The organism is Micromonospora sp. NPDC048040, from assembly GCF_055587185.1.
Map to the genome: position 1 here is coordinate 376892 of NZ_JBVJGT010000003.1, position 23328 is coordinate 400219.

Consider the following 23328-nt stretch of genomic DNA (forward strand, 5'->3'; position numbering starts at 1 on the left):
CTGGCAGGCCCGGGGCCACGTCGCGTGAGCCGCCTCACGAAAGGCGGCAAATCGGTTTAATTGCCGCCAGGCTTGGCGGCTGCCGCGCACCGCCACCCGGGTTCGGCACCGTCATGTCGCCGTCCCACGGGGGAATCAGTCGTGTTCGCCGCGCTGCGCCACCGGAACTACCGGATCTGGGCCGCCGCCGGGTTCGTGTCCGTCGTCGGGACCTGGATGCAGGTCCTGGGCGTGAACTGGTACGTGCTCGCCGAGACCGGCTCGGCGACGTCGATGGGCTTCACCGTCCTGCTCCAGGCCCTTCCCACGCTGCTGCTCAGCGTCTGGGGCGGAGCGCTGGCCGACCGGCTGCGCGCGAAGCCGCTGCTGATCGTCGCCCAGGCGCTCCACGCGGCCCTGGCGGCCGGGCTGGCGCTGGTCGCCGTCACCGGCGTGGGCGGCCTCCCGGCGATCTACGCGATCTCGCTGGTGACCGGAGCGGTCTCGGCCATCGAGGGCCCCGTGATGGGCCGCTGGTGCTCGACCCTGGTGGACCGGGAGAGCCTCGGCAACGCCCTGGCGCTCGGCTCGCTGACCAACTCCGCCGGCCGCATCCTCGGCATGAGCGCCGGCGCCGTCCTGGTCGCCGCCGTCGGCCCCGCGCTGCTCTTCGCGGTCAACGCCGCCAGCTTCGTCGCGGTGGTGGTGGCCCTGTTCGCCGTCCGCGAGCGGGAGCTGCACGCGGGGGAGCCGGCGCCGGCCGACGCGGAGCCGGCGGACCGCGGCATCGTCGCCGGCTTCCGCTATCTGCTGCGCCAGCCGGTGGTGCTCGTCGCGCTCGCCCTGTCGTTCGTGCTCGGCAGCCTCGGCCGCAACTACCAGGTGACCATGGCGGCCATGAGCGACGGACCGCTGGGCGGCGGTGCCTCCGGCTACGGGTTCCTCTCCACCGTCTTCGCGATCGGCACGGTGCTCGGCGCCCTCGTCGCGGCCCGGCGGCGTGAGCTGGGCTACGGGATCCTGCTCGCCGCCGGCCTGCTGGCCAGCGTGCTGCAGATCGTCGCCGGCGTGGCCCCGGGCACCCTGAGCTTCGCGGCGGTGATCCTGCCGGTCGCCGCCGCGGCCGTGGTCATCGACACCACCGTCGGCGCCCGCGCCCAGCTCGACACCGACTACGCGATGCGGGGCCGGGTGCTGGCCGCGCTGGCGGTCACCGGCTCCGTCTCCGCCGCGGTCGGCGCGCCGCTGCTCGGCTGGCTCTCCGAACACGCGGGCCCCCGGCAGACCCTCGTGCTGGCCGGGACGGTGACGGCGATCGCCACCGTGGTGGCGGGGATCGGGCTCGACCGACTGCGCGGGCGCCCGCTGCGCCGGCGGGTCGCCCTGGCGCTGGCCGTGCCGGCGGTACGGCGTCCGGTGCGTCGGGTCGCCTCGACGGCGGCCCGCGTCGTCCGACCGGCGTCGAGCGCGGTGCGGTCCGTCCGGTCCGTCCGGGCCGTCGCACGGATCGTCCGACCGGCGGGAAGCGACGTCCCGGCCGGCCGCCCCGTGCTGCCCCGGCCGGCCACCGGTCGACCCCGGGCGGGACGGGAGGAGCACGAATGCGCCGCCTGTACGCCGCGCCGTGCCCGCCGCCGCTCCCGCCTGACCGGCGCGGCACCCCCGGTCGGCCAGCCGGCCGAGTGCCCCCGCTCCGGCTGACCCCACCGCCCCACCAGCTCCCGGTGTGCGGAAGGACCGACGCGCCCGCCTCGCCACTGTCCGGGCGTCGCCCGTGTCCGTTAGGGTCCTTGAGGACCAGGCGGGGCGACGGCGACGGGAGCAGAGGGTGGGCAGGCTCGCGTCGGCGTACGGGCAGGCGGTCGCGGCGCACCGCGCCGCCCGGTCCCACCTCGACACCGCCCGTCGGGCGCTCGCCGGGCACGCCACCCCGGCCGTCCCGAACGGCGCGGGCGCGCTCGTCGCCCGGCTCGCCGAACTCGGCGGCGCGCTCGCCACCCCGACCCCCGGGGCCACCCCGGTCGCCGTCGCGCCCGTCCCGGTGCGCGTCGGCGAGGCGTCCACTCCCGACGGCGCCTTCCCCGTCCTCGTGCCGCTGGGCGGCGGCCACCACCTCGCGGTCGACGCGGACGCCCGCGACCCCCGGGTGGCCGGCCTGCTGCGGGCGCTCGTGCTGCGGCTGCTCGCCACGGCGCCGCCCGGCGGAGTCCGGGTCGCCGGGATCGACACCGCCGCGCTGGGCGCCACCTTCGGGCCGCTGCGCCCGCTGGTCGACGCCGGCGTGCTCGACCCGCCCGCCACCGGCGAGGCCGAGGTGGCCGCCCTGCTCGACGCCGCCGAGCGGCATGCCCGCGCCGCCCGGCACGCCGACCGTCCCGACCAGGAGCTGCTGCTGGTCGTCGCCGCGTCGACGCCGCCGCCCCGCGAGGCGGCCCGGCTCGCCGCGCTCACCCACGCCGGGCCGGCCGCCGCCGTCTGCGTCCTGGTCGCCGGCCAGCCGTCCGCCGCGTCCGCCGACCCGCCGCCGCAGCTCGGCGCCACCACCACGGTCCGGCTGACCGAGCGGTACGCCCACGTCGGCGATCCGCCCGGCGCCCCGTTCAGCGTGGACGGCACCGGCCTGGCGGCCCCCGTGCTGCTCGACGGCGACCCGCCGGCCGCGTCGGTGGCGGCCCTCGCCGCCCATCTCGGCGCCGCCGCCCGGCGCGGCGACGCGGTGGGCTTCGCCGAGCTGCTGCCCGAGCGGCGGTGGGCCGAGTCGGCGGGCAACGGGCTGCGCACCGTGGTCGGCCGTGCCGGCCGGGACCGGGTCACCGTCGCCTTCGACGACGCCACCCCGCACTGGCTCGTCGGCGGGCGCACCGGCGCCGGCAAGACGGTCTTCCTGCTCGACGTCCTCTACGGGCTCGCCGCCCGCTACCCGCCCGCCGAGCTGCAGCTCTACCTGCTCGACTTCAAGGAGGGGGTGAGCTTCACCGAGTTCGTCCCCACCCCCCGCGACCCGTCCTGGCTGCCGCACGCCCGGGCCGTCGGCATCGAGTCCGACCGGGAGTACGGCGTCGCCGTCCTGCGGGAGCTGCGCCGCGAGCTGTCGCGGCGGGCCGCCGCGCTCAAGCGGCACGGCGTCACCAAGCTCGCCGACCTGCCCCGCGACACGCCGATGCCCCGGATCGTGGCGGTGGTCGACGAGTTCCACGTGCTGCTCGCCGGCAACGACGCGCTGGCCCGCGAGTCGGTCGACCTGCTCGAGGAGTTGGCCCGCAAGGGCCGCTCGTACGGCGTGCACCTGGTCCTGGCGAGCCAGAGCATGACCGGCGTCGAGGCGCTCTACGGGCGGGCCGAGGCGATCTTCGGTCAGTTCGCGCTCCGGGTGGCGCTGCCCGGCGGCGGCGGGGTGCTCGACCCGCTGAACGAGGCCGCCCACACCCTGCCCATCGGTTCGGCCGTGCTCAACACCGCCGCCGGGGCGGTCGGCGCCGACGCCGTCGTCCGCTTCCCCGACGCCCACGCCGCCGCGGCCGAGCTGGCCGCGCTGCGGCACGAGCTGTGGCAGGCGCGGCCGGCGGGCGCGCGCCCCCCGTCGGTGTTCAGGGGCTACGAGACCGCGCGCGTCGAGGACGACCCCACCTTCGCCGGCCTGCGCCCGGGCGGGCGTCGCCCGCTCGCCCTGGTCGGGCGGACGGTCGACGTGGACGGCACCTCCGCGCTGTTCATGCTGGACGCCACCCCGGGCCGGCACCTGGCCGTGGTGGGCACCTCGGCCACCGGCGCGGAGGTGCTGCGCGCGGCCACCCTGAGCCTCGCCCGCCAGCACGCCCCGGGCGACGCCCGGTTCCTCCTCGCCCCGCTGGTCACCGCCGCCGAGCCCGCCGCCGACGACACCGCCGCCACGCTGATCGCCGCCGGTCACGCCGTCGACCGCCTCGACACCGCCGGCCTGCGCCGGCACGTCGCCACCCTCGCCGCCGGGCTGTCGGCCGCCACCACGCCGTCCGGCCCGACCACCCCGGCCCGGCCGGAGGGCAGTGCCGCGCCGGACACCGGCCGCACCTACCTCGTCGTGTTCGGGATGGACGCCGCCAGCGCGGCGCTCGCCGCCACCGACCCGGAGACGTTCCGCTCCGGCCACGACGACCTGGGGGCGCTGCTGCGCCAGGGCCCCGCGCGGGGCGTGCACCTGCTCGGCTGGTGGCGCGGGCTGCGCCGGCTCGCCGACGACCTCGGCGGCGCGCACAACCGCGACGACGTCGCCTGCCTGGTGGCGCTGAACGTGCCCGGCACCGACCTCGGGCTGCACCTCGGGGTGCACGACCTCGCGTACGCGCCCCGGCCCGACCGGGCGCTGCTGGTCGACCGGCACGACCAGCGCACCCGGCTCATCGTGCCGTTCGCCCGCGACGGGCACGGCCCGGACGGGGAGGACTGAGGCGGTGTCCGACTACTCCGAGTACGCGGCGCTGGCCCGCCAGCTCGCCGAGCGGCGTCGGGCCGGTGAGCGCGGCGCCGCCGCCGAGGCCGAGCGCCGGCGCAACCTGCACGCCGCCGCGGACTACCTCCAGCACCGGCTGACCGCCCAGGGGCAGCGCCTCGACCAGCTCGGCCAGGCCATCGGCGTCCCGGCCCCCGGCGTGCCCACCGGCCCCGCGCCCGCGCCGGCGACCGCACCCGCGGGCCCCGTCACCGGGCCGGCCGCCGTGCCCGGCGCCGGGTCGGTCGGTGACGGCGGTCCGGGCGGCGCGCCGACCGGCGGCGCCGGACCGGGGGCGGGGGAGCCCGCCGGCGCAGCCGGCGCCCCGGGGCGGCCGGGGGTCGGGGCGTATCCCCAGGTCGGGGTGGGGGAGACGAGGCTCGCGCTGCCGCCGGGGGCGGGCGGGGTGCCGGGCCCGCGCCCGGCGGAGACCGACCCGACCACCGAGCTGGAGCTGGCCCGGCGCTACGCCGACGAGTCCGACCGGCACGGGCAGCAGGCCGAGTTGCTCGCGCAACGCCCCGCGCTGCTGCCGACCTGGTCGCCGGTGGCCCGGGCGCTCGCCGTCTACGCCGGCTGCGCGGCCGTGGCGGCGGTGCTGATGGTGGTGATGGTGCTCGCCTCCGGCGTCGGCCTGGTCGACGGGTTCACCCTCGGCGCCTGGATCTGCGCCGGCCTGCCCGCGCTGTCGTTCTTCGCCGGCTACCTGGTGCTCGGCCGCTGGGGCCGGCCGGCCATGGTCGCCGGCACCCCGCCCCGCTACGTGCACCTCGGCTTCCTGATCTGCTTCGTCGCCGTGCCGGTCGCCTACGTGGCCTATCTGCTGCTGTTCCGCCTCCTCCGCTGACCGGCCGCCTCCTCCGCTGACCGGCCGTCGCCAGGGCGCCGCCCGGCCGCCGGGACCGGTGGAACACGATGGACGTCATCGGCGCCCGGAGACGGCCGTGGTGTTCCACCGGTGGTTCCGCTACGGCGCGACGTCGGTCGGCACCGGCTCGACCACGACGACGGGGATCTCCCGGTCGGTCCCCTGCTGATAGCGGGCGTAGGTCGGGAAGACGCCGGTCATCACCTGCCACAACCGGGGCCGCTCCTCGGCGGTGGCGGTCCGCGCCCGGCCCCGGAACCGGTCGGCCCCGACCTGCACCTGCACCTCGGGGTCGGCGCACAGGTTGAGGTACCAGGCCGGGTGCCGCGCCGCACCGCCGTTCGACGCCACCAGCAGGTACCGGTCGCCGTCCCGGCCGTAGATGAGCGCCGTCCGCCGCAGCTTGCCCGTCCGGCGCCCCCGGGTGGTGACCAGCAGGGCGTCGTACCCGTGGTACCTGCCGCCGTCGGCGCCGTCGGTGGCCAGGTAACGCTCCACGTGGCCGGCCACCCAGCCGACCGGACTGTCCTCGATGGTCTCCGCCATCGGAGCAGACTAGCCGCCTCAGCGGTAGTCGTCGGCGCGTCGGACGGCGCCGAAGCGCGGGAAGATCCGCTCGACGGTGAACTCGTGTTCGTCGGCGGCGAAGCCGGACATCGCGTCGGCCACGAACTCCAGCTCGTAGCCGTGGTCGCTGGCCGCGCGGGCGGTCGACTCGACGCCCATCGTGGTCACCAGCCCGGCCAGCACCACGGTGTCGACCCCGCGCCGGCGCAGCTGCCCGTGCAGGTCGGTGCCGTGGAACGCGCCGACGGTGCGCTTGACGACCACGACGTCCCCCGGCTCGACCAGCCCCTCGGCGAAGTCGCTGCCCGGCGGCTGCTCGGCCACCCCGGGCCGCTCGACCCGGACCTGGACCACCGGCCGGCCCTGGGCGCGGAACACGGCGGCGAGCCGGCGGCAGCGGTCGAGGACATCCTCGCCACGGTGCGGGGCCAACTCCAGCGCGATGATCCGGGGCATCAGGTCGATGAGCACGAGGGCCGTCGTCACGCTGATGATCATAAAGGGCGGGCGGTGCGGATCAGGGGTCGGTGAGCAGCAGCCAGTCGTCGTCGAGCCGCGCGACGTTCGTGCCCTCGGGCCAGACGTGCGGGCCGGCCGCCGCCGCCCGCGCCTGGTCGACCAGGGGAGGCCGGGCGAACGTCGCCCCGTCGAAGGTCGCCGCGTCGTGGAAGCGGGTCCGGCCGAAGTTCGCGGCGCCCTCGAAGCGGGCCCGCTCGAACCATGCCTGGCCGCCGAACTCGGTCCAGCGGAACAGGGCCAGGTCGGCGAAGCGGACCTGCCGGAATCCGGCGTAGCCCCCTAACGTGGCGTGGTCCATCGAGAGCCCGCTGAGGAAGACCGCCTCGCGGAACGTCGCGCTTCTGGTGAAGCGGGTCCCGTCGAAGCTCGCCGTCCGTCCGACCGTGGTGCCCCGGAAGTACGCCCACGCGACGGTGGCGTGCCGGCACGACAGGCCGCCGATCTCGGCGCGGTCGAAGCTGAGGCGGCCGGCGATCCGGGCGTCGTCCAGGACGATCTCGGCGTCGCCGCGCAGGTCGTCGCAGCGCAGGTCCGCGAAGGTGGCGCCGAGGGACAGCCGGCCGCGCACGGTCGCACCGGCGAGGCTGGTGGTGCCGGCGCAGACCGCGCCGGTGAGGTCCGCGTCGACCAGGGTGCAGCCGGCGGCGTCGAAGCCGTCGAGGTGGGCGCCGGTCAGGTCCAGCGTGACGCCGGGCCAGAACGCGTCGTCGTCGGCGCGCAGGTGCCGGGTCAACACCCGCTGCGCGGTGCGGCGCACCTCCGCCTCGCCCGCGTCGTCGTCGCCCGCCGGCATCCGCAGGTACGCGCAGAGCACCGCCACGATCGTCGGCCGCTGCGCCGGATTGTCCTGCCCGAGCCGTTCCAGGGCGTGCAGTCCGCCGAGGCGTACGGCCGCCTTGTCGTTGCCGAGCAGCTCGACGGCGCGGGTGTATAGCTCGGTCAGCCGGCGCTCGGCGGCGTCGTGTTCGGCGGCCTCGGCCTGCCGGTCCTGGTGCCGCTGCCCGGCCTCGGCGACCGCCTCCACGTGGGCCTGCGCCCGGTCCCGGTGCGCCTGCTCCTGCGCGGCGACGGCCTCCTGGTGCCGCTGGGCGCGTTCGCTGATCCACTGGCGGCGGGCGGCCAGCAGCAGCGCAAGGCCGCCGCCGGTGCCGGCCACCACGGTCAGCCCGGTGCGGATGGCGTCGATGCGCAGGGTGGCGCGGGTGTCCGGTTGGGCGGCCCGGCCGGCCTCGTCGAGCAGCCAGTCCAGGACCAGCCAGCCCAGCAGCCCGGCGGCCAGCAGCCCGACGAGCACGAGCCACCAGGGCATCACCCGCAGCGGCTTCTCGCCGGTCGGTGTCTGAGGCACGGGCCACAGCATGCCACCGGCGTCGGGCTCGCGCGCGCACCGTCCCGCGTGGACGGCGGGCCGCCGGGTCGCCCTGCTCTCGCGTGCCCGCGAAACGCGCCAGCCGTAAGGGCCGACCCGACCCCGCGTCGACCGTGCGCGAATTGCCGGTTTGCGCTTCCGGCGCGACAAGGGTTACCGGCCTGTAACGTAGTTATTGACGACCGTGAATCTAGACCCTCATCATCGTCCCACGATCGATCGGACCCCCGCCCGCCGTCCCGGGTTCCCGGGTACCTCCCGCCGGAGGTGCAGCCATGCTGCTCCGAAAGATCCTCGCCACCGCCACCGTGGTCGCCGCGCTCCTCGTCCCGGCCACCGCCGCGACAGCCGCCCCCGAACGCCCCGCCACCCCCGCGGTCGCCGCCGCCCCGGTCGCCGCCGCCGTCAACCCCGTCATCGTCGTCGGCGGCCTGATCGGCCTCTCCATCGCGTACGAGCCGATCGCCGCCCGGCTGCGCGCCGACGGCTTCCGGGTCTTCGTCTACCAGTTGCCCGGCCTCGGCTTCGGCGACATCCGCGACTCCGCCCGTGCCTTCGCCGCGTACGTCGAGCAGGTCCGGTCCGTCACCGGGGCGTCCCGGGTGGACGTCGTCGGCCACTCCGAGGGCGGACTGGTTTCCCGCTGGTACGTGAAGTTCCTCGGCGGCGAGTCGGCCGTCGGCCGCTACGTCAGCCTCGGCAGCCCCCAGCAGGGCACGTACGTCGCGAACATCCTGCGGGTCGTCGGCCTCGGCAGCTGCGCCGCAGTCGTCGCCTGTCAGCAGATGTCGATCGGCTCCGATTTCCTAGCCGACCTCAACGGCGGCGACGACACCCCCGGCGCGGTTCGCTGGACCACGGTCCGGACGTGGCAGGACGAGCTGGTCCGGCCGGTCGACAACGCCTCGCTCGCCGACGGCGCGACCAACGTGCTGATCCAGGCGGCGTGCCCGCTACGGGTCGTCGGGCACCTCGGGCTCGTACTCGACGGCACCACGTACACCGTGGTCCGGCAGGCGCTGCGCGGCACCCCGATCCACCCGGACTGCCTGGCCCTGTAGCGGACGTGGCCCTGGGGTGGACGGGGCCGGGTGGGGGAAAGGGCGCAGCGGGGCGGCAACCGGGCGGGGCGGGGACGGAGTTGACCGGAGCGCCCGTGCGGGCCGCCCGCGCGTGCGACGCTGGGCCCGTGCCGGTCGGCGTCGACCACGGGTCGCCGCGCAACGCGACGCGGGAGGGAACGCCCATGACGGGAGTGCCGCAGGTCGACTTCGCGCTCGACACGTACGAGTGCATCGTGCTGTATCCCGGCGCGGCCGGGCGGGCGCTGCCGGCGGAGACGGTGCAGCGGTTGCAGGCCGAGCACCTCGCGCACATGCAGGCCCTCCAGCGCCGGAGGATCATCCTGGTCGCCGGCTCGGTGGACGGCCAGGCCCGCGAGCCGGACCCGCCGATCGGCTTCGGTCTGGCCCGGACCGGTTCCGTGGACGATGTGCGCAGCGTGATGGAGGCCGACCCGGCGGTGCAGGCCGGGCTCTACCGGGTGGACGTGATGACCTTCCTCTGCCCGGCGGGCTCGCTGGAGTTCCCACTGGTCAAGACGCAGACCTGAGCGGTTCCGCCGGACGCCCGGCGCACCGTGGCGCGCGGCGCGGGCCGCCGACCCGGCGTGCACCGCCGGCCTCCCGCAGCGGTCCGCCCCCGGCGCGCGAGCGACCCGGTCGGGCACCCGCGGCCGGGGAACGGCGGGTCACCATCGCGCCGGCACCCTCCGGCGCCATCAGCGGAACCCGTCGGACCGGCCCGGGGGAGCGGGTCGGGCGTGCGGGCCAGGCCGCCGCGGGTCGGGCGGGGCGGGTGTGCGCGGGCGGGGCCGGGCGGGCGTCCGCGCGGCGGGTGTGCGGCCAGGGCGCGGCACGGCGTGGACCAGCCATCGACGGCGGGCGCGCCGGCCGGGAGCACCCCGGTGCCCGGTGGCGCCGGGGGCGTACGATTCCGGCGCGCGGTCGCCGTTGCCCGCCGCCTCAACGTTCCGGCGTGGGTTCCGCCCGCCGGCTGCGCGCGTGACGCGCGTCGTTGGACAATTTTCCGCAGCCCGCGAGGGGTCGGCCCGTAGTCCGACCCGGAGGAGAGACTAGCCTGATGGGCGTGACACGCCGCGCGAAGATCGTCTGCACTCTTGGTCCTGCCACCTCGTCCCCGGAGCGGATCCGGGGGCTCGTCGAGGCCGGCATGAACGTGGCCAGACTCAACTTCAGCCACGGCAGCCACTCCGACCACGAGGCGGTCTACCGGCTGGTCCGCGAGGCCGCGGAGGCGGCCGGACGCCCGGTGGCCGTGCTCGCCGACCTGCAGGGTCCGAAGATCCGGCTCGGCCGGTTCGCCGACGGCCCGCACGAGTGGCGCACCGGCGACTCCGTCGTGATCACCGGCGACGACGTTCTCGGCACCAAGGACCGGGTCTCCTGCACCTACCGGAAGCTTCCGCAGGAGGTCAAGCCCGGCGACCGGCTGCTGATCGACGACGGCCGGGTCGCCGTCGAGGTCACCGACGTCACCGGCAACGACATCCGCTGCCTGGTCACGGAGGGTGGCCCGGTCTCCAACAACAAGGGCGTCTCGCTGCCGAACGTGGCGGTCAGCGTCCCCGCGATGTCCGAGAAGGACGCCGAGGACCTGCGCTTCGCCCTCGGCCTCGGCGTCGACCTGGTCGCGCTCTCCTTCGTCCGCTCCGCCGACGACATCAAGCTGGTGCACGGCATCATGGCCGAGGTCGGGGTGCACCGGCCGGTGCTGGCCAAGGTGGAGAAGCCCGAGGCGGTCGACTGCCTGGAGCAGATCGTGCTGGCCTTCGACGGGGTCATGGTCGCCCGCGGCGACCTCGGCGTGGAGCTGCCGCTCGACCAGGTCCCGCTGGTGCAGAAGCGCGCCGTGCAGCTCTGCCGGGAGAACGCCAAGCCGGTCATCGTGGCCACCCAGATGCTCGACTCGATGATCGAGAACTCGCGCCCGACCCGCGCCGAGGCCTCCGACGTGGCCAACGCCGTGCTCGACGGGGCGGACGCCGTGATGCTCTCCGGCGAGACCAGCGTCGGCAAGTACCCGGTGCTCACCGTCAGCACCATGGCGAAGATCGTCACCACCACCGAGTCCGGCTCGATCGGGGTGCCGCGCCTCCAGCACGACCCGCGTACGCACGGCGGCGCGCTCACCGTCGCCGCCTCCTCGATCGCCCGGGCCATCGGCGCGAAGGCCATGGTCGCCTTCTCGCAGACCGGCGACACCGTGCGGCGGCTGTCCCGGCTGCACTGCGACCTGCCGCTGCTCGCCTTCACCCCGGTGCCCGAGGTGCGCAACCAGCTCGCCCTCTCCTGGGGCGTGGAGACCTTCCTGATGCCGTTCGTCGAGCACACCGACGACATGTTCCGCCAGGTCGACCAGGCGCTGCTCGGGCTCAACCGGGCCAACCCCGGCGACCACGTGGTGATCGTCGCCGGCAGCCCGCCCGGCACCCCCGGCTCGACCAACACGCTGCGCGTACACCAGCTCGGGTCGTTGGTCGACGCCGCGTCCGCGCGAGCGCTTCAGTGAGTGCCGGGGAGGTCGCGGTCGGCCAGGCCGCGGTCGACCAGCTCCTCGACGTGCTCGACCTGGAGCACACCGGCGAGATGACCTTCCGGGGGATGAGCCCGCCGGTCGGCCCTCAGCGGGTGTACGGCGGCCAGGTCGCCGGCCAGGCCCTGGTGGCCGCCGGCCGGACGGTCGACCCGGCGCGCTTCGTGCACTCCCTGCACGGCTACTTCGTGCGCGCCGGCGACCCGAGCGAGCCGATCGCGTACGAGGTGGAGAACATCCGCGACGGCCGCTCCTTCTCGGTACGCCGCTCCGTGGCGCTCCAGCACGGCAAGCCGATCTTCTTCATGTCGGCGTCGTTCCACCGTCCCGAGGAGGGCCTGGACCACCACGCGCCCACGCCGCCCGACGTGCCGGGGCCGGACGAGGTCCCGACGATGACCGACCGGCTCTCCCGCTACCCCGAGCGGCTCGGCATCTGGGCGCAGATCCCGCGCCCGATCGACGTGCGTTACGTGGGCGAGCCCGGTTGGGTGCGCCCCGGCGACCGGCCGGCCGACCCGCACCAGCGGGTCTGGATGCGCATCGACGGCAAGCTGCCCGACGATCCGCTGCTGCACGCCTGCGCGCTGACGTACGCCTCCGACCTGACCCTGCTCGACTCGGTGCTGTCGGTGCACGGCGAGGTCTGGGGCCCCGGCGGGGTGGTGGGGGCCAGCCTCGACCACGCGCTGTGGTTCCACCGGCCGTTCCGCGCCGACGAGTGGTTCCTCTACGACTGCTGGAGCCCGTCCGCCTCCGGCGCGCGGGGGCTCGCCACGGGTCGCCTGTTCACCAGGGACGGCCGACACATCGCCACCGCCGTGCAGGAGGGGCTGCTGCGCCGTGTCGGGGAGTGACGCCGAGCCGGGGCGGCACATCGCCGTCGGCCGATCGGCCGAGGGGTGATCGGCCGGCCGGGGTGACCAGCGCGTTAATCTTGCCGGCATGCGCCTCTCCGCCCGGGTCGACTACGCCCTCCGTGCGGTCGCCGAGCTCGCCTCGGTGACCGGCGGTGCCGGGGCCGGGCGGGGTCGGCCGGTGACCGCCGAGCAGATCGCCCGCGCCCAGGAGATCCCGCCGAAGTTCCTGGAGAGCATCCTGCTGCAACTGCGCCGCGGCGGCATCGTGCACGCCCAGCGCGGTCCGGAGGGCGGCTACTGGCTGGCGCGGCCGGGCGGGGAGATCTCGCTGGCCGAGGTGATCCGGGTGATCGACGGCCCGCTCGCACACGTACGCGGGCAGCGGCCCGAGGAGCTCGGCTACCACGGCGCCGCCCGCTCCCTCCAGGAGGTCTGGATCGCCCTGCGGGCCAGCGAACGCCAGATCCTGGAACTGGTCACCGTCGCCGACGTGGCCGCCGGCACCCTGCCCGAGCGGGTCACGGAGCTGGCCGCCGACCCCCGCGCCTGGACCTGACCCGGGCCGAACGGCCGGCGTAGGGGCTCGCCCGCCGGCGGTCGACGCGTCGCCCGGCCGCCCGGACCGGTGTCACCGTCGTCCCCGCCGCCCGGACCGTCGTCACCGTCGTCCCTGCCGCCGGCCCGCGCCACTGTCGTCTCACTGACCGGTCGGAGTCTTGACCCCGGTACCCCGCGTGCCGCATTGTCGACCAAGTCGATAGGAGATGCCGAAAAGTCAGGGGGCGCTCGTGCGCAAGCTGCTGGTCCTCGCACTGGTCGGGCTCGCCGCGCAACTCGTCGACGGCGCGCTCGGCATGGCGTACGGGCTGACCTCCTCCACGCTGCTGCTGCTCGTGGGCGTCGCCCCGGCCGCCGCGTCGGCGTCGGTGCACCTGGCCGAGATCGGCACCACGCTCGCCGCCGGGGTGGCGCACTGGCGGTTCGGCAACGTCGACTGGCGGGTGGTGGCCCGGATCGCCGTCCCCGGCGCGGTCGGCGCGTTCGCCGGCGCGACCTTCCTCAGCGCGATCTCCACCGAGTCGGCGGCCCCGTGGATGGCCGGCATCCTGTTCACGCTCGGCGCGTACCTGCTGGTGCGCTTCTCCCGACCGCTGCGCACCGACCGGCGGGCCGGTCGGCTGCGGGGGCGCTTCCTCGGCCCGCTCGGCCTGGTCGCCGGCTTCGTCGACGCCACGGGCGGCGGCGGGTGGGGGCCGGTCGCCACGCCGGCCCTGCTGGTCAGCGGCCGGCTGGAGCCCCGCAGGGTGATCGGCTCGGTGGACACGGCCGAGTTCGTGGTCGCCGGCGCCGCCAGCATCGGCTTCCTCATCGGCCTCGGCGCGGAGGGCTTCCTGCTGCCCATGGTGGCCGCGCTGCTCGTCGGTGGCCTGATCGCCGCGCCGGTCGCCGCCTGGCTGGTCCGGATCGTCCCCGCCCAACTGCTCGGCGCGGCGATCGGCGGCGTGATCGTGTTGACCAACGCCCGCACGCTGATGCGCTCGACCGACCTCGGCGGCCCCGCCCGACCGGCGGTCTACGCGCTGCTCGCCGCCGCCTGGGTCGCCGCCCTGGCGCTGGCCGTCCGGGCGCTGCTGCGGACCCGCCGGGAGCGGGCCGTCGCCGCGGCGGCCCTCGCCGCGACCCCGGTCCCGGCCCCGGCGTCCGTCTCCGGCACGAGCACCCGGATCCCGGTGCCGACCGCCGGCACGGCCGACCCGCGCTAGCGGGGGAGTGGTGGGTCAGCGGGGCAGGAGGGCGGTCGCGGCGTCGCGGAGCAGCGACCACGCCTCGTCGACGTGGGCCTCGGCGGTCTGCGGCGAGCCGACGGCCAGGCGCAGCGTGTACCGGCCGTTCACCCGGGTGTGCGTCAGGTGCACCCGACCCGTGGCGTTGACCCGGGCCAGCAGTTCCGCGTTGACCTCGTCGTCGGCGCGCAGCCGGAAGCAGACCAGCGAGTACGGGTGCGCCCCCACCAGCGCGAACCGGTCGTCGGCGCGGACCTGCTCGGCGAACCGGGCGGCGAGCGCCACCCCGGACCGGATGTGCGCCCGCAGCCCCTCGGCGCCGTACCAGCGCAGCACGAACCAGAGCTTCAACGCCCGGAACCGGCGGCCCAGCGGCACCTGCCAGTCGCGGTAGTCGATCACCGCTCCGGATTCGGTGGCGGCGTTGCGCAGGTACTCCGGCAGCACGGTCAGCGCCTCGATCAGCTCCGCGGTGTCGGCGACCCAGAACGCGTCGCAGTCGAAGCCGGTGAGCAGCCACTTGTGCGGGTCGAAACAGTACGAATCGGCGTACTCCAGGCCGGCGTGCCCGAACCGCAGCTCCGGGCAGACCGCCGCCGCCCCCGCGTACGCGGCGTCGACGTGCAGGAACACGCCGTACTCGGCGCAGATCGCGCCGATCTCCGGCAGCGGGTCGATCGCGGTCGTGGACGTGGTCCCGACGGTGGCCACCACGATGGCGGGCACCACGCCGGCGGCCCGGTCCGCCTCGATCGCCGCGCGCAGCGCCGCCGGGGACATCGCCTGCGTCCCGGGGTCCACCTCGATCGGTCGTACGCCGTCGGCGCCCAGCCCGGCGATCCGCGCGGCCTTCTCGATCGAGGAGTGGCCCTGGGTGGACGTGTAGGCGCGGTACCGGCGGTCGACGCCGGCCTCGCGCCACCGGCCGCCGCCGGCCCGGTGCAGCGCGACCAGGGTCGCCACCAGCGCCGCCGAGGACGCGGAATCCTGGATCACCCCGCCGCCGCCGGAGCCGGCGCGGAACCGCTTCGGCAGCTCCAGCAGGTCGGCGAGCCAGTCCAGCATCACCGTCTCCAGTTCGGTGCACGCCGGCCCGGTGGCCCAGAGCATGCCCTGCACGCCCAGCCCCGAGCTGACCAGGTCGCCCAGCACGCTGGGCCCGGAGGTGTTGGCCGGGAAGTAGCCGAAGAAACCGGGGTGCTGCCAGTGGGTCAGGCGCGGGGCGATCAGCCTGTCCAGATCGGCGAGGACGGCCGCCACGGGCTCGCCGTGCTCGGGCGGGCCGGCCGGCAGCCCGGCGGCCACCGCGCCGGGCGGGTCCTGCGACGTCACCGGGCGCTGCCCCACCGTCGCCCAGTAGTCGGCGATCCAGTCCACCACCGCGTGCCCGGCGCGTCGGAACTCGTCCGGGGTCATGTGCTCAGCCACGCCCTGAGTTGATCAATAATCCGGGCCGGCGGCAAGGAAACGGCGGATCGTATCGAGAGGCGGCGCTGCCGGCCCCCGCCCGCCCGGCGTCGGGGCGGGAGCGGGACAGGCCGGGGGCGTGGCGGCAGGACAGGCCGGAGGCGTGGGTAAGTCCGGGGCGTGGGGCAGGCACCGGGCCGCAGCCGCGGAATCCGCACAGCCGCGGCCCGGTGCCCCACACCGCGGCACCCCCGACCCGTCCCGACCGGGGATGCCGTACCACCACCGGGGACAAACCTAGGCGGCCCGCGCGTCTCCCCGGTGACGGCGACGTGAAGATCGTGTTTCAGCCGTCCCGGCGCAGGCCACCGGCCACCTTCGCCGCGATCAGCTCGTACGAGCGCACCCGGTCGGCCACGTCGTACACCAGGGTGGTCAGCATCAGCTCGTCCGCGCCGGTACGCGCCAGCAGCTCGCCGAGCTGCCGCCGTACGGTCTCCGGCGAGCCCATCGCCTGGCCCTCCCGGCGTTGCCGCACGAACTCCCGCTCGACCTCGGTGTACGGGTACGCCGCCGCCTCGTCCGGCGCGGCCAGGGGCCCCGGTCGACCCGAGCGCAGCCGCAGCAGCGACAGCGCGCTCGGCCCCGCCAGCCACTCCGCCCGCTCGTCCGTGTCCGCGCAGACCGCGTTGACCGCCACCATCGCGTACGGCTCGGCCAGCCACGTCGACGGGCGGAAGCTCTGCCGGTACAGCGCCAGGGCGGGCAGCGTGTGCTGCGAGCTGAAGTGGTGCGCGAACGAGAACGGCAGCCCCAGCATCCCCGCCAGTTGGGCGCTGAACCCGCTGGAGCCGAGCAGCCAGATCGCCGGCTGCTGCCCGCGACCCGGGGTGGCCGTGATCGGCCCCGGCCGCTCGCCGGTGAAGTAGTTCATCAGGTCCGCCAGTTCCCGGGGGAAGCCCTCCGCCGACAGCCCCTCCATGGTCCGGCGCAGCGCCAGCGCGGTCACCTGGTCGGTGCCCGGGGCGCGGCCGATGCCCAGGTCGATCCGGCCCGGGTGCAGCGCGTCGAGGGTGCCGAACTGCTCGGCCACCACCAGCGGCGCGTGGTTGGGCAGCATCACCCCGCCCGAGCCCAGCCGGATCGTCGACGTGTGCGCCGCCAGGTGCGCGAGCAGCACGGCCGGGGCGGAACTCGCGATCCCCGGCATGTTGTGGTGCTCGGCCACCCAGAACCGGTGGTATCCGAGCTCCTCGGTGCGGCGGGCCAGCTCGGTGGTGTGCCGCAGGGCCTCGCCGGCCGTGGCGCCGGCCGCGACCGGGGCAAGGTCAAGAACAGACAGCGGTACGTTGATCACACGGCTGGCCAACCCGCCCGGCCCCCGAATTGTTCCCCGGGGCAACCAAGCTCACGCGGCGCGTCGCGCCGGGTGTTCAGCCCAGGCCGCGGGCCTGTTCGAAGATCAGGCTCGTCTGGGTGTGCAGCACCGCCGGGTCCACCGCCAGGTGGTCCAGCACGAAGTCGCGCAGCGCGTCCGCCGAGGCGGCCCGCACGTGCAGCACGTAGTCCTCCGCGCCCGCCACGTGGAACACCGACACCACCCCCGGCAGCCGCACCGACCGGGCCCGGAACGCGTCCACCGCCGCCCGCTCGTGCGCGGTCAACCGCACCGACACCAGCGCCTGCAACGGCAGCCCCACCGCCGCCGGATCCACCTCCGCGTGGAACCCGCGGATCGCACCGCACTCGCGCAGCGCGCGGGTGCGGGTCAGGCACGTCGAGGGGGCCACCCCGACCCGCTCGGCGAGGGCGTTGTTCGGCAGCCGGCCGTCCGCGGCCAGCTCGGACAGGATCGCCCGGTCGGTGTCGTCCAGGGCAGCGAACCGCCGCACATCGTTCGTCGCAGGGGCCATGGAGACATCCTCCGTCGAACCGCCGCGCAAATCAAAGGAATCTGGCCGAATCATCTTCGGAACTATTGCCCCCTGCTGGCTTTATGTTCGATCCTTCCGGCATGACGACCGTGGACACCCGAGCCGTGCACGCCGGCCGCGACGACCTCGCCGCCCTCGGCGTCCACGTGCCGCCCATCGACCTCTCCACCACCAACCCCCTGCCGTCCGTCGGCGCCGGCGGCGACGCGTACGAGACCCTCGCCACCGGGGGCACGCTCCCCGCCGGCGGCAGCGCCGTCTACCAGCGCCTGTGGAACCCCACCGTCGCCCGCTTCGAGACCGCCCTCGCCAACCTCGAAGGCACCGGCGACGCCGTCGCCTTCGCCAGCGGCATGGCCGCCCTCACCGCCACGCTGCTCGCCGCCACCCGGGACGGGAAGCGCCACCTCGTCGCCGTCCGCCCGCTCTACGGCGGCACCGACCACGTGCTCGCCACCGGCCTGCTCGGCACCACCGTCACCTGGGCCTGCGCGGGCGAGGTCGCCGCCGCCGTCCGCCCCGACACCGCCCTGGTCATCGCCGAGACCCCGGCCAACCCCACCCTCGACCTGGTCGACATCGCCGCCCTCGCGCAGGCCGCCGGCGACGTCCCCCTGCTCGTGGACAACACCGTCGCGACCCCCGTGCTCCAGCAGCCCACCCGGCACGGCGCCGCCCTCGTGCTGCACAGCGCCACCAAGAGCATCGGCGGACACGGCGACGTGCTCGCCGGAGTCGTCGCCTGCGACGCCGACTGGGCCGCCCGGCTGCGCCAGGTCCGCGCGCTCACCGGGGCGATCCTGCACCCCCTCGGCGCGTACCTCCTGCACCGCGGCCTGCAGACCCTGCCGGTGCGGGTCCGCGCCCAGCAGGCCGGCGCGGAGAAACTCGCCGCCTGGCTCGCCGCCCACCCCGCCGTCACGCGGGTTCACCACCCGTCGCTGCACGACCCGGCCGGGCTCGTCGGCCGGCAGATGGCCGGCCCCGGCAGCCTCCTCGCCTTCGAGGTACGCGGCGGCGCGCCCGCCGCGGCCGCCGTCGCCGGCGGCTGCCGGCTGATCACCCACGCTGTCTCGCTCGGTGGGGTCGACACGCTCATCCAGCACCCGGCCTCGCTGACCCACCGGCCCGTCGAGGAGGAGGCCAAGCCGGTCGGTGGGCTGCTGCGCGTCTCCGTCGGCCTGGAGGACCCGGAGGACCTGCGCGCGGACCTGGCGCGGGCGCTCGCCGAACTCGGCTGAGCCGGCACGTCCGCGCGCCCGACGACTCGGCACCTCGGCACGGCTGCCGCCTCGCCACGTCGGACCGCCGCATTGGAGGCGCGGGTGGAACACCAGGGGTGTCAAAGAGCGGCGTCGCACCCATGGATTCCACTCGTCGAGCCGAAGCCCCGCCGGGTCGGGCGAGGCGAGCAGCCGACCGCGCGGAGCCGGCTGGTCTCTCCGACCGCGCGGAGCGGCTGGCCCCTTCGATCGGGCCGAACAGCCGGGGATTCCGACCGTCAGGTCAGGACTTCGGGCCGACGTGGCGGTCGAGGGCGGCGACCGCCTCGCGACGCGCGACCGACAGGCAGTTGCGGCGGTTCATCCGCCAGGCGACCCCGAGCAGGTCGAGCGCCCACTGGCAGAGGCCCATGATGTCGGCCGACTCGTTGACGAACATGTAGCGCGGGTAGACGTACTGCTTGCCGCGCACCGTCACCCGGTTGGTGGTCCGACACCCGTCGGAGTGGAACAGGCCGCGGACGAAGTCGCCGGGATGGGCGGTGACGATCTCCCGCTGCCAGTCGGTGAGGACGATCCGGCGCTCGTGCTTCTTGCCCGGCCCGTGTTGAGGGAACAGGCAGGGCCAGTGCGTGCCGTAACTCTGCACGGAAACACAACCCTGCTGCGGCACCCGCTGGACGGCAGCCGCCAGGACCGCGCGCATCGCCGCGTCGCACGCATCGATCAGGCCGGGCCACGCGCCGTCGCATGCCACTCGCAGCACCGGCACCCGGGCGGAGGACACCAGATAGCCGTCACCCAGGTAGAGGCCGAGCAGGAAGCTGTAGGCCCGGGCCTGAGTCCGATTGTCGACGCCGGGACGGCAACGGAAGCAGCGCAGCGCCGTGCCCCGGACCGGGGCCTCGGGCCGGCGGCACCACTCCCACACGGTGCGGTAGGGAAGCCCGACGGCGCGGGCCGTCTCCGCGACCGTCGCTCCCGAGCGGTGGACCTGGTGCGCTCGTGCGCGTACTTCCGGTGGATGCACGCCGACGAGTTTGGTGCGTACGTGCGACAGTTTCGGTGCCCCCGGTGGGATTCGAACCCACACTGTCGGAGGTTTGAGCTCCGCTTCTCTGCCAGTTGGAATACGGGGACATCGCCACCCCACGCTGTGGCGGCGCTACATAGGTTACCCACTACGCTAGGCACGACGGTACCCGGACCGGCGGGTGCCGGGAACAGAGTGGTGGGAGTGGCTCGTGGCCGAGACGCAGACGGACGTCGAGCGCAGGCGCGTTCTGATCGCCGAGGACGAGGCGCTCATTCGGCTGGACCTCGCCGAGATGCTGGTCGAAGAGGGCTACGAGGTGGTCGGGGAGGCCGGTGACGGCGAGACCGCCGTCCGGCTCGCCGAGGAGCTCAAGCCCGATCTGGTCATTCTCGACATCAAGATGCCGATCATGGACGGGCTCGCCGCCGCCGAGCGGATCGCCGGCGCCCGGATCGCCCCGGTGATCATCCTGACCGCGTTCAGCCAGCGCGACCTGGTGGAGCGGGCCCGGGCGGCCGGCGCGATGGCGTACCTCGTGAAGCCCTTCCAGAAGAGCGACCTGGTGCCGGCGGTGGAGATCGCGCTGTCCCGCTACTCCGAGATCGCCGCGCTGGAGTCGGAGGTCGCCGGGCTGACCGACCGGCTGGAGGTCCGCAAGACCGTGGAGCGCGCCAAGGGCGCGCTCATGACGACCTACGGGATGACCGAGCCGCAGGCGTTCAAGTGGATCCAGCGCACGGCGATGGACCACCGGATGACCATGAAGGAGGTCGCCGAGCGGATCCTCGCCGAGACCGCCGGCGGCGAGGTCGCGCAGCCCGCCTCCTGACCCGGGGCGCGACCCGCCGGGCCGCTCGGATCCCGCGCCGGGCCCTCCGTCGCGGTCGGCAGGACGGGCCCGGGAGCGACGGCGCGACACGCGGGGCCCGTGCGACGGGGCTCCCCGGCGGGCCAGCCGATCGATAACATCTGATCCCATGTGGTCCCGGCGGCTGGTGGCGGTGCTCGGTGTCGTCGCCGTGCTGCTGGCCGGCTGCGACCGGGCCCCGGCGGAGCCCGCCGCCGAGCCGCTGCGCCCGGCGTGGCAGCCGCTGACCCTGCCCGCGCCGCCGGGCGCGGCCGGCCGGCCGCTGTTGCGCGACGTCGTGGCCTGCGCCGGCCGGTGGTACGTGGTGGGCGGGCTGGCCGACGCGGCGGGGGAGACGCGGCCGGCGGCCTGGAGCAGCGCCGACGGCGCGGCGTGGTCGGCGCTGCCGGTGGCGGCGTCGAGTTTCTACGGCCGCCAGCACGTGCTGTACGCGGCCGCCTGCCGGGACGGGCGGGTGTCGGCTCTCGGGGCGAAGAACGGCGGCGTGCACGGCAATCCCCGCACGGGCACGTGGGCGCAGGCCCCGGACGGCGCGCTGCGGGAGGTGCCGGCCCCCTTCGAGCTGTACGCGGGGCCGCGGGCGGTGAGCGTGACCCGGTTGGCCGCCGGGCCGGCCGGTTGGCTGATCGCGGGGGCCCGGGTCGACGGCGCGGCGGTCTGGACGTCCCCCGACGGCGAGCGGTTCACCATCCGGGAGGGCGTGCCGGAGCTCGCCGGCGACGGGCGCGGCCGGACGGTGGCGTACGACGCGGTCGCTGTGGCGTCGGGCTGGTGGGTGGTGGGGGCGGTGCTGCCGCCGGGCGCGACCGCGCTGGCGCCCCTGGCGTGGGCATCGGCGGACGGCCGTGCCTGGCGGCGGGTGGCGTTGCCGGCGGCCGACGGGAGCGGCCAGGCGCAGCGGGTGGCGTCGGTGGGCGACGGCGGGCTGGTGGCGGTCGGTCCGGTGCGTGAGGGGTTCGCGGCCTGGCGGCTGGCCGGGGACGCGTGGCGGCGGGTCGGCGGGTTCGGCGTGCCGGGGCCGGGGGTGTCGTCGGTCGACGGTCTGGTGCCGGCCGGGCGTGCTCTGGTGGCGGTGACCGGGGACGGCGGCGGTCACGGACTGTGGCTCTCGGTCGATTCGGGTGATTCGTGGCGGACGATGGCGATGCCTGCCGTGGTGCCCGACGGCGGCAACACGGCGGTGGCGGTGGCGGCGCAGGGAGATCGACTGGTGTTGGTCGCCGATGACGGCCAGGCGTCTCGTGCCTGGTGGACGGGGCTTTCGATCATCGATCGGTAGGGAGTGGGCGCTGACCTGCCCGTTACCGATGAAACGAAGGCTAGGGGCATTCATGGCCGACGGTTCTTACAGCGATCGTTTCCGATCCGCCACGGCGTGTAACGGTTCGGTCAACCCGCTCCGCTGGGGCTTTCGTCACAGCTGAAAGGTGGGATAGCGTCCGGCCCCAGACCGGCGACGACGGTCTGGTTCGTCCGCCCCCGCAAGGGCCAATAGGCAGCGGGTGGTTCGGACCATGGGACGGAGGAGGGTTCGGGCCTTGAGGCAGAAGCTCGCGCGCGTTATCGGTGGGGTCGCCATGCTGGCACTCGTCGCCGGCGGCACCGCATGCTCCAGCGGTGGCGACGACACGGCGTCCGGTGGGGAAGCCTGTGGCAACAAGATCGCGTTCTTCGGTGCGCTGACCGGCAGCTCGGCGGCGCTCGGCATCAACGAGAACAACGGCGTCAAGCTGGCCGTCGACAAGTACAACAAGGAAAACGCCGACTGCAAGGTCGAGCTGGTCCCGCTGGACTCGCAGGGCAGCCCGGACCAGGCCCCGAGTCTGGCCCAGAAGGCCATCGACGACGCGAAGATCCTCGGCGTCGTCGGCCCGGCCTACTCGGGTGAGTCGGAGGCCGCCGGTCCGCTGTTCAACGAGGCCGGTCTGGTGACCATCACCCCCTCCGCGACCCGCCCGAGCCTCGCGGAGCAGGGCTGGAAGACCTTCTTCCGTGCGGTCGGCAACGACTTCAGCCAGGGCCCGGCGGCCGGCAACTACATCAAGAACGTGCTGAAGGCCGACAAGGTCTACGTCATCGACGACCAGTCCGCGTACGGCGCCGGCCTGGCCGACGAGGTCAAGAAGCTGCTCGGCCCGGCGGTCGTCGGCTCGGACAAGGTCCAGGGCGAGGGCAAGCAGACCGAGTTCTCCGCCGTGGTCACCAAGGTCAAGGCCGCGAACGTCAAGGCCATCTTCTACGGCGGCTACTACCAGGAGGCCGGCCTGATCCGCAAGCAGCTCAGCGCTGCCGGGGTCACCGCTCCGCTGATCGCCGGTGACGGCGTGAACGACGCCGCGTACATCACCTCCGCGGGTGCGGCGGCGGCCGAGGGCACCATCCTCACCTGCCCGTGCGCGCCGGCCGCCGAGGCTCGGGGCACCTTCGTCCAGGAGTACAAGGCCCTCAACGGCACCGACCCGGGCACCTACAGCGACACGGCCTACGACGCGGCGAACATCCTGCTCGCCGGCATCAAGGCGGGCAAGACCACCCGTGCGGGCCTGCTGGAGTTCGTGAAGGGCTACAGCGGCGAGGGCGTCGCGGCGAGCTACAAGTTCGTCGAGGGCGGCGAGCTCGACCCGGCGCAGGTCAAGGTCTGGGCCTTCAAGGTCGTCGGTGGCAAGGTCGTCCCGGATCAGGAGATCCCGAAGTCCTGACGCCGGTCGCTGCTACAGCGATTGAGTTGTGATCGCGGGTGGGGGGGGGGGGGGGGGGGGGGGGGGGGGGGGGGGGGGGGTTGGGGGTGTAGGTAGGAGGGGGCGGGACCTATGACCCTCAAGCCGACTATT

General features: G+C 75.2%; 20 protein-coding genes and 1 tRNA gene. 13 read left to right on the forward strand and 8 right to left on the reverse strand.

Going from position 1 to position 23328, the window contains the following annotated elements:
• Nucleotides 1-141: 141 nt before the first annotated feature.
• From ACZ6O2_RS06290 to ACZ6O2_RS06300, 3 genes are all read left to right on the forward strand, one after another.
• Nucleotides 142-1680: an MFS transporter gene (locus ACZ6O2_RS06290; protein ID WP_466022182.1), complete on the forward strand. Its 1539-nt coding sequence runs from the start codon at nucleotides 142-144 to the stop codon at nucleotides 1678-1680.
• Nucleotides 1681-1753: 73 nt separating this feature from the next.
• The gene (locus ACZ6O2_RS06295) at nucleotides 1754-4405 is read left to right on the forward strand and encodes an FtsK/SpoIIIE domain-containing protein (protein WP_466022183.1); all 2652 of its coding nucleotides are present in this window, start codon (nucleotides 1754-1756) and stop codon (nucleotides 4403-4405) included.
• Nucleotides 4406-4409: 4 nt separating this feature from the next.
• On the forward strand, nucleotides 4410-5294 hold the full coding sequence (locus ACZ6O2_RS06300; protein ID WP_466022184.1) for a hypothetical protein: 885 nt from the start codon (nucleotides 4410-4412) through the stop codon (nucleotides 5292-5294).
• A 120-nt stretch (nucleotides 5295-5414) separates the two neighbouring features.
• Here ACZ6O2_RS06300 and ACZ6O2_RS06305 read toward each other — a convergent pair whose 3' ends face one another.
• From ACZ6O2_RS06305 to ACZ6O2_RS06315, 3 genes are read right to left on the reverse strand one after another with little or no spacing between them, the layout of a single operon-like run.
• Entirely contained in the window at nucleotides 5415-5861 is a 447-nt protein-coding gene (locus ACZ6O2_RS06305) for a nitroreductase family deazaflavin-dependent oxidoreductase (protein ID WP_466022185.1), read from the reverse strand.
• Nucleotides 5862-5879: 18 nt separating this feature from the next.
• Entirely contained in the window at nucleotides 5880-6368 is a 489-nt protein-coding gene (locus ACZ6O2_RS06310; RefSeq protein WP_466022186.1) for an isochorismatase family protein, read from the reverse strand.
• A 31-nt stretch (nucleotides 6369-6399) separates the two neighbouring features.
• Nucleotides 6400-7749, reverse strand: coding sequence for a pentapeptide repeat-containing protein (locus ACZ6O2_RS06315; RefSeq protein WP_466022187.1), 1350 nt, complete (start codon nucleotides 7747-7749; stop codon nucleotides 6400-6402).
• Between the two features lie 296 nt (nucleotides 7750-8045).
• Here ACZ6O2_RS06315 and ACZ6O2_RS06320 point away from each other — a divergent pair, with 296 nt between their 5' ends.
• The 6 genes from ACZ6O2_RS06320 (at nucleotide 8046) to ACZ6O2_RS06345 (ending at nucleotide 14008) form a co-directional block, all read left to right on the forward strand.
• Complete coding sequence (locus tag ACZ6O2_RS06320; protein ID WP_466022188.1) at nucleotides 8046-8831, forward strand: lipase family alpha/beta hydrolase; 786 nt, start codon at nucleotides 8046-8048, stop codon at nucleotides 8829-8831.
• A gap of 185 nt (nucleotides 8832-9016) precedes the next feature.
• Nucleotides 9017-9382 carry a YciI family protein gene (locus ACZ6O2_RS06325; protein WP_466022189.1) on the forward strand — a complete coding sequence of 122 codons (366 nt, stop codon included), beginning with the start codon at nucleotides 9017-9019 and terminating at the stop codon, nucleotides 9380-9382.
• 530 nt (nucleotides 9383-9912) lie between these two features.
• Complete coding sequence (pyk, locus tag ACZ6O2_RS06330; protein ID WP_466022190.1) at nucleotides 9913-11361, forward strand: pyruvate kinase; 1449 nt, start codon at nucleotides 9913-9915, stop codon at nucleotides 11359-11361.
• The gene (locus ACZ6O2_RS06335; protein WP_350709255.1) at nucleotides 11358-12242 is read left to right on the forward strand and encodes an acyl-CoA thioesterase; all 885 of its coding nucleotides are present in this window, start codon (nucleotides 11358-11360) and stop codon (nucleotides 12240-12242) included. Before pyk ends, ACZ6O2_RS06335 begins: the two co-directional genes overlap by 4 nt.
• A gap of 88 nt (nucleotides 12243-12330) precedes the next feature.
• Nucleotides 12331-12801 carry an RrF2 family transcriptional regulator gene (locus ACZ6O2_RS06340; protein ID WP_350709253.1) on the forward strand — a complete coding sequence of 157 codons (471 nt, stop codon included), beginning with the start codon at nucleotides 12331-12333 and terminating at the stop codon, nucleotides 12799-12801.
• Between the two features lie 232 nt (nucleotides 12802-13033).
• Entirely contained in the window at nucleotides 13034-14008 is a 975-nt protein-coding gene (locus ACZ6O2_RS06345) for a sulfite exporter TauE/SafE family protein (protein ID WP_466022223.1), read from the forward strand.
• 15 nt (nucleotides 14009-14023) lie between these two features.
• Here the strand turns inward: ACZ6O2_RS06345 and ACZ6O2_RS06350 are convergent, their stop codons facing one another.
• The 3 genes from ACZ6O2_RS06350 to ACZ6O2_RS06360 form a co-directional block, all read right to left on the reverse strand.
• Nucleotides 14024-15457 carry a pyridoxal-dependent decarboxylase gene (locus tag ACZ6O2_RS06350; protein ID WP_466022191.1) on the reverse strand — a complete coding sequence of 478 codons (1434 nt, stop codon included), beginning with the start codon at nucleotides 15455-15457 and terminating at the stop codon, nucleotides 14024-14026.
• A gap of 325 nt (nucleotides 15458-15782) precedes the next feature.
• Nucleotides 15783-16793, reverse strand: a complete 1011-nt coding sequence (locus ACZ6O2_RS06355) for an LLM class flavin-dependent oxidoreductase (RefSeq protein ID WP_466022192.1) — start codon at nucleotides 16791-16793, stop codon at nucleotides 15783-15785.
• Between the two features lie 76 nt (nucleotides 16794-16869).
• Nucleotides 16870-17349 (reverse strand): Lrp/AsnC family transcriptional regulator, encoded by a 480-nt coding sequence (locus tag ACZ6O2_RS06360; RefSeq protein WP_466022193.1) that lies wholly within the window; start codon nucleotides 17347-17349, stop codon nucleotides 16870-16872.
• An 83-nt stretch (nucleotides 17350-17432) separates the two neighbouring features.
• Between ACZ6O2_RS06360 and ACZ6O2_RS06365 the strand changes: the two genes are divergently transcribed.
• Nucleotides 17433-18611, forward strand: a complete 1179-nt coding sequence (locus ACZ6O2_RS06365; RefSeq protein ID WP_350709245.1) for a trans-sulfuration enzyme family protein — start codon at nucleotides 17433-17435, stop codon at nucleotides 18609-18611.
• Nucleotides 18612-18876: 265 nt separating this feature from the next.
• Here ACZ6O2_RS06365 and ACZ6O2_RS06370 read toward each other — a convergent pair whose 3' ends face one another.
• Nucleotides 18877-19623 carry a transcriptional regulator gene (locus ACZ6O2_RS06370; RefSeq protein WP_466022194.1) on the reverse strand — a complete coding sequence of 249 codons (747 nt, stop codon included), beginning with the start codon at nucleotides 19621-19623 and terminating at the stop codon, nucleotides 18877-18879.
• A gap of 36 nt (nucleotides 19624-19659) precedes the next feature.
• A tRNA-Leu gene (locus ACZ6O2_RS06375) sits at nucleotides 19660-19733 on the reverse strand.
• Between the two features lie 104 nt (nucleotides 19734-19837).
• Between ACZ6O2_RS06375 and ACZ6O2_RS06380 the strand changes: the two genes are divergently transcribed.
• From ACZ6O2_RS06380 to ACZ6O2_RS06390, 3 genes are all read left to right on the forward strand, one after another.
• Entirely contained in the window at nucleotides 19838-20458 is a 621-nt protein-coding gene (locus ACZ6O2_RS06380; RefSeq protein ID WP_357456729.1) for an ANTAR domain-containing response regulator, read from the forward strand.
• Nucleotides 20459-20606: 148 nt separating this feature from the next.
• The gene (locus tag ACZ6O2_RS06385) at nucleotides 20607-21776 is read left to right on the forward strand and encodes a hypothetical protein (RefSeq protein ID WP_466022195.1); all 1170 of its coding nucleotides are present in this window, start codon (nucleotides 20607-20609) and stop codon (nucleotides 21774-21776) included.
• A gap of 259 nt (nucleotides 21777-22035) precedes the next feature.
• Nucleotides 22036-23196 (forward strand): branched-chain amino acid ABC transporter substrate-binding protein, encoded by a 1161-nt coding sequence (locus ACZ6O2_RS06390; protein WP_350709241.1) that lies wholly within the window; start codon nucleotides 22036-22038, stop codon nucleotides 23194-23196.
• The last annotated feature ends 132 nt before the right edge of the window (nucleotides 23197-23328 follow it).